The organism is Metabacillus rhizolycopersici (assembly GCF_020075705.1).
Genome location: NZ_JAIQUM010000142.1, coordinates 1 through 6,350, shown reverse-complemented (window position 1 = coordinate 6,350; position 6,350 = coordinate 1). Strand labels below are relative to the sequence as shown.

The 6,350-nt window shown below is 36.2% G+C and carries 6 protein-coding genes; 4 read left to right on the top strand and 2 right to left on the bottom strand.

Going from position 1 to position 6,350, the window contains the following annotated elements; genetic code table 11:
* Positions 1-469 precede the first annotated feature (469 nt).
* Positions 470-1,204: a polysaccharide deacetylase family protein gene (locus K9V48_RS26760; protein ID WP_224142125.1), complete on the bottom strand. Its 735-nt coding sequence runs from the start codon at positions 1,202-1,204 to the stop codon at positions 470-472.
* A gap of 359 nt (positions 1,205-1,563) precedes the next feature.
* Between K9V48_RS26760 and K9V48_RS26755 the strand changes: the two genes are divergently transcribed.
* A complete protein-coding gene (locus tag K9V48_RS26755; protein WP_224142124.1) occupies positions 1,564-2,001 on the top strand; it encodes a CBS domain-containing protein in 438 nt (145 codons plus the stop codon).
* Positions 2,002-2,061: 60 nt separating this feature from the next.
* Positions 2,062-2,352: an MTH1187 family thiamine-binding protein gene (locus K9V48_RS26750; protein ID WP_224142123.1), complete on the top strand. Its 291-nt coding sequence runs from the start codon at positions 2,062-2,064 to the stop codon at positions 2,350-2,352.
* A gap of 359 nt (positions 2,353-2,711) precedes the next feature.
* Here K9V48_RS26750 and K9V48_RS26745 read toward each other — a convergent pair whose 3' ends face one another.
* Positions 2,712-4,040, bottom strand: a complete 1,329-nt coding sequence (locus tag K9V48_RS26745; RefSeq protein WP_224142122.1) for a sensor histidine kinase — start codon at positions 4,038-4,040, stop codon at positions 2,712-2,714.
* A 390-nt stretch (positions 4,041-4,430) separates the two neighbouring features.
* Here K9V48_RS26745 and K9V48_RS26740 point away from each other — a divergent pair, with 390 nt between their 5' ends.
* Positions 4,431-5,423, top strand: a complete 993-nt coding sequence (locus tag K9V48_RS26740; RefSeq protein WP_224142121.1) for a DnaD domain protein — start codon at positions 4,431-4,433, stop codon at positions 5,421-5,423.
* On the top strand, positions 5,423-6,350 hold a 928-nt coding region (locus tag K9V48_RS26735), incomplete at its 3' end, for a DnaB-like helicase C-terminal domain-containing protein (protein WP_224142120.1). The genes K9V48_RS26740 and K9V48_RS26735, both read left to right, overlap by 1 nt.

Here is a 6,350-nt window from a genome sequence, read left to right as displayed (position 1 = left end):
TTTTAACCAAGTGAACCAAAACTTTCCAAACGTAGTATTTGGAAGGTTATTTGGCATGCACCAATTTAGTATAACATGATATTTTTAATATTTTTATTGAAAAATGTTGACAACTATTGGCTGGTTTAGTGGAACAAGAAAAAGAGCCGAAGCTACGACTCTTTATTAAACTCAAGCACCCGGTAGCTTAATAATCAGTGTTTGATACCCTTCTTTTTTTAGATGAGAGCACGACTCCTATAACAAACAGAATGATAGAGATCAAAAAAATTGTTCCAGAACCAATAGGTGTTAAAATTCCTAAAATTAATAGAATAATCCCAAGACAATTAATCCGATAACCATTGAGATTCCTCCTTCCCTCAATAAACCATTTTTCCTGTTTCTTTACCTATTTGCTTATAAACACTATTAACCACTTTCTCTTGGTTCCAAAAGAAAAAACGATTACCTGGTATAGTAACCGCCTTCATTCTCCGTCAACGATCTTTGCAAAGTCATCAAGAGTAGTTGAATACTTGATATAGATCCGTGGTAAAAGATAGAATTCGTCTTTTATGCCCTTCTCAGAAAATAGTTCAGGAGTTGTCGTAAGTCCAAACAAATAGTATTTCTTCGTTTCTGCTACGACCTTGTTACTGAAATTTCCGTATGGATACGCAAGAGCATTAACTGGTTTGCCTGTTATTTTTTGAATTTTATCTTTGGACCCTTTCAGTTCATATTCATAATTTTTTATTTTCGTCAAATCAGGATGTGTAGCAGTATGAGACTGAATTGAGATGATCCCCGAATCAGCCATCATTTTTAAATCCGATTTCGATAATCGGTTGGAGCGACCGATAAAGTCAGAAATAACAAAAATGGTACCAGTTGGTTTAAAACGTTCGTTTTTCAGTTTTTGAAAGATACCAAATGCATTCAGATTGTTTTTGTACCCATCATCAAAGGTAATGAAAATGGGTTTGTTTACTTTATAAATGTCTTGCCATCGATCAAAAGTTAATAATGTGTAGCCATGGTCTCTTAGATAAATCATTTGTTTCTCGAAATTCTTCGGTGTTACATATAACTCCTTAGAACCCTGCCCTTTAAATTCATCAATCGAATGATATATTAAAATAGGTATTTTACTTTGAGCAAAAGCTTGTGATGGAAGAATTAATATAAGAAGACATAGGAAAAACATTGCAACCTTTTTCATAAAACTCCTCGCTTTATATCCTTTTTATTACTTTTCAATTTATTGTTCCTCAAAAACATAGGACTATTATGATTTCTCCAATATTACATTCCATCTACCATTGATCAATTGTGACTTTGATAATCCCAAATTACATGCTAATTTTTATTGCACGTTTTATATTGAAGAACAAGTAAGTCTACACAATGTAGCTTTAGTTCTTTAAAAGTATATCGTATGTCCTTAAACCTTTACACCATAATTAATCCCTTCCGAAACATTAGCTCACTTCCGAATAACTATGTTAAAAATACAACACGTTTAACCATTTGATGTGGCGGGTAGTAAATAAAATGAGAAATCGTAAAGGAGGAATGAGCATGAATGTTGCTGAAGTAATGACTGCCAATATTGAAAGCTGTAGTCCTGAAAGTACTTGTAAAGAAGTAGCCATGAAAATGAAGAAACTTGATGTAGGGGTCGTTCCAATTTGTGATAACGAAAAATTAGTAGGAATCGTAACCGACCGAGATTTAGTCATTAAGGGATTGGCCAATGATCTCTCGGGTGAATCCACGATTTCTGAATTAGTAACCAACAATGTTGTAAAAGGAAACAAAGAAATGTCAGTGGAAGATGCTGCAAGAGTAATGTCGCAGCACCAAATTCGCCGTCTTCCCATTGTGGAAGAGGACAAATTGGTAGGAATGGTCTCCCTGGGTGATTTAGCTGTAAATAATCAGGCGAGTGACGAAGCAGGACAAGCCCTTAAAGATATTTCTTATCCTGCCGAACCCAAAAATTCACATGCTAATTAGAAAGTACAATGTTTCCGATACCTAAGGCTGGATGAAAAAGATTACAAAGAAGTGCCAGAAATGCCGTTATTAGAAATTAGTATTGTTCCAGTTGGAACAGATTCTCCAAGTTTCAGTTCACAGGTAACCGATGAAGTACGAGTGATTGAGGAAAAAGATTTAAAGTATGAGGCTTCAACCGGTTTAGAAGGCGATCTCGACGATTTGTGGGAAGTGGCCAAAGAAATGCATCAAAAAGCACTTGAAGTGGGTCCGGAACGAATCGTTACCAATATTAATATCGACCATCGTACAGATAAACAAATGGATATGGATCAGCAAATTGACAAGGTTGAGAAAGAATTGGATTAGGAAATCGCACTTCCAAGCCGAACCATATATGTATCCCGTCAAATGAAATACTTCAACTATGAGTTCTTTTGATCGAGTAATTCAAAATGAAATCAAATAAGTAATCAAGCCTCTACGATCCAAGACGTGTTTTAAGTTTTAGCGTAGAGGCCTTTTTTCTAAATACAGGTGCCTGTCACCGCCCGAATGGATTCCTTCCTCTACTAAATCTGCCCGTTACTTGAATAAGAAAAAAGCGATCTTCAATTATTGAAGAATCGCTACCCGTTTGTTTAAGTACAATAGTATCCAAAGTTTCCAGAATATTAACAACAACTCCAAAAACCTCTATTTCGTCCCCCCGTAGCTGTGTTGTTTTTTCATTTAGAAAGTTGTAATTTCCCTATATTAATTGGAATTTCCACACGTACAACCGTTTGGCTTTTATTAGAATCAATTGATATTTCTCCACCGTACCTACTTACTAATTCCTTAACGATAAATAGGCCCTGCCCCCTCGTTTTTCCCTGTCGTTCCCTTTTAGTCGAGAAACCACTTTTGAAAATATGTTCTTTATCTTTTTCATTAATCGCGAGTCCTGTATTGGTTATTTCAAATATGTAGTTATTTGAAGCTACTTTACATACAATCTTCATTTTTCGTTCTTGTTCAGGTAATTCTATTGTCGCCTCTATTGCATTGTCTATTAAATTTGATAATAATTTAATTAGATCTGTGGTTTTTATTGTGTTAAATGAATCATGGAAGACATCAAAATGAACATCAATGTTATGATTTTGAGCCGCGAGCTTTTTAGTTTGTAATAGCACGGATAACCCTGGATTATCGACATCTAAGTTAATAGATTCAATCAAATGTACTTCCTTAGAAAGATTAGTTAAGTAATCGAGTGCTTTATCCTGCTTATCAAGCTTGAGTAAACCGTGAAGTACCTGAATGTGATTTGAAAAATCATGCCGTAAAGATTGAACAGACGAAATTAATGATTGTAGTTCTAATTGATAGGTATCCTCTGTATCACCTACTTCTTTTTTTAGCTCTCTCATATACCAATTTTGGAGGATAAGAAAAGAGGCAAGGATAAGGATGACAAATAAACCATTAAAAACAAGACTGGAAATGCTGCTTTTTAATGCCTTCCCGCTGATGCTATTAACGACATCTGCGCTAATATCAATCCCTAGGTAACCAATAATGACACCCGACTGATCCTCTATCGGTACTCCAACCGTTAAATAGTCTCCATATACTGGATCCGTAATAATGTCAGTTGAAAAGATTAATCCTTTGTAAGCCATCTCTACCTGTTCTTCTGGAATAGTACATATTCCTCCTATTGGAAATTCTTCATTTTCAGGCATGGCGGCAATCATCGCCCTGGATACTTTAGGATTGTCAACAAGTAGTGTATACACATGTAAAGCGCCGTTTGTTTCTCTTGCATCTTCTAAATACCGTTTGATTTCTAGATACTCCTTGTTTTTTACAGGATTCTCAAGAAATCGTTTATAGGTCTCTGTATCCAAACTGGCAGCTATTGATTTTGCAGATTCTATATTCTGGTTAGCGATGGCGTTTTCCGCTGTTTTTTTTATGTCAAAATAAGAAGAAAATATATTAACCATCATAAAAATCACCAATAATAGAAGAGATAAAACAAAAATTGACTTCAACTTCTTATTTTTCATAAATTCTTAACCCCGTTTTTCATCACACTTTAACAATTATTCTAATCTATATGATTTTACTACATTTCGGAATGACTCACACACAATTGAAAATGAAATTTGCTAGTAACAGTTTCTAAGAGCCTTGTATTGATCAAAATGGATTCTTATCTAGCAAATTTAAGTTTCAGTTTTATAAAAAAGTTTGATCATTTTCTACCTGAGTTGCTCCACAATCGTAGCAAATGGAAGTCTCACTTTATAGCTTAACTGAGGTGTGATAAGAACCACATCATTATTTCGTCACAAAATATTTACATTTTTATGTGAAACATCCGCTACTCTCTTCTTCATTTTTCTATATATAGTCTATGAAAAATATTTTCTAAGTAGAAAGGGCTGTGGCTGAATATGGCAAAATATCGAATGGTACGTACTGAATTTTGGAAGAATCCGATTGTTTCAGAAGAGATGACCCCGGAGGATAAGTATTTTTATCTCTATCTTCTTACAAATCCACACACGACTCAAATTGGAATCTATCGCATTACGAAAAAACAAATGGCTTTTGATTTGGGTTATTCGATTGAGAGTGTTCATTCGTTAATGGAACGATTCATCTGGCATCACAAATTGATTCGTTACAATCCTAAAACGAGAGAGCTTGCGATTAAAAACTGGGGGAAGGATAACCTACATAAAGGCGGGAAACCGATCATGGATTGTATTTTATCTGAATTAAAAGAAGTTGAGGATACCTCGCTTATTCGATATGTTGCAGAAAAGATTCATAAACAGGAAATTCGTAGCTTATATGAATCTTTTTGTGAGCCTGAAAGGATGTCATGTGCCGAGGATGATAGAGAAAATAATCCAGATCTAGATGCGGAAGAGGAAGAAGTTGACGATACGTTCATGCATCGTTCTACGATACGTGGGCAAAAAGAAAAAGAAAAAGAAAAAGAAAAAGAAAAACAACAACAAAAAGCTTTTAACCCCAGTATAGAGAATAATCCAAAGATAGAGGATCAAGCACTAGATCAAAACACAAACGATGTTCAAGAGATTATTGCGTTTTGGGACAATAATGGCTTTGGCTTTTCAAACGTAAATGCGAAACAGCAGCTGCTATCCTGGCTAGATGATTCTAGTTTTCTACAGCCAAAGGAAGTCATCTTAAAAGCCATGAAGATTGCCTGTGCCAATAACAAACGAAAGCTGAACTATGTTATTGGGATTCTGAGAAACTGGGAAAATGAATCGTTACTGACCGTAGGGGAAATTGATGCTTATCATGAGCACCAAAAGCCTGTACCAAAGCCTAGGCAAGCAACCGAATCTTTTCCTGTTGGAAGAGCAATTCCAAGTGGATTTGAGCTTGATCTAACGGCAGGTGAGGAGTAGTGAGTATTGCGGAAAAAGCATTCTTAGGAAGCTTGATGAAGGCAGAGTACCTACTGGGGGATACCGTCATTCAGCCAGAACAGCTTGAAGGGACACGGCATAAAGAATTGATGCGAAGAATGGTGGAATTCAGCCGAGCTGGTAAGAATATTGATTTAATTTCGCTGACAACCTTACCTGACCTCGAATCATTTGGCGGAATGTCTTACCTTTCGGAGCTGTTATCGTATGCGGATCTTGAGAAATTTGAAGGAATAGAGAAGCTTATTCTTGATCTTTGGAAGGAACGGGAAAAGAGAAACATTTTAACCGTTGCAGCTATGAATGATTGGGAGATTGCTAAGGTCATTGCCGAATTGGATAAAATTAACCAAATGAAGATGGATGATCATACGTCCATACAACAAGCGTTGTCAGGTATCTATGAGGCACCCTGGGAAGATCAAAAAATCTTAAAAAGTGCAACAATGGGTATCAAAAAGCTCGACGAAGTGACAGGAGGATTTCAGGATGGGGAAGTGACGATCCTAGCGGCAAGACCATCGATGGGAAAAACCGACGTCATGCTCCATTTCGCAAAAATGTCGGGTTGGGCTGGTTATTTGCCCCTCATCTTTTCCTTGGAAATGCCTGAAAAGCTGATAACCAAACGATTAATTGCTTCAACAGGGGGCTTTAACCGTACAAAAATGCGGGATCCTAAAAGAATGCTAAATGAAAGTCAAAAGAATAAATGGTCGGATGTGATTGGTGATCTCAATGAAACCCATGTGCAAATATTTGATGGTGCTGGACAAACCGTTGCTGAGATGAGAGCGAAAACGCGAAAATTGATGAATCAATTTCCAAACAAAAAACCGATTCTTTTTATCGATTACTTAACACTCATCCGTTCTGGTGAACTTTACGGAGGAAATTCCCATTTAC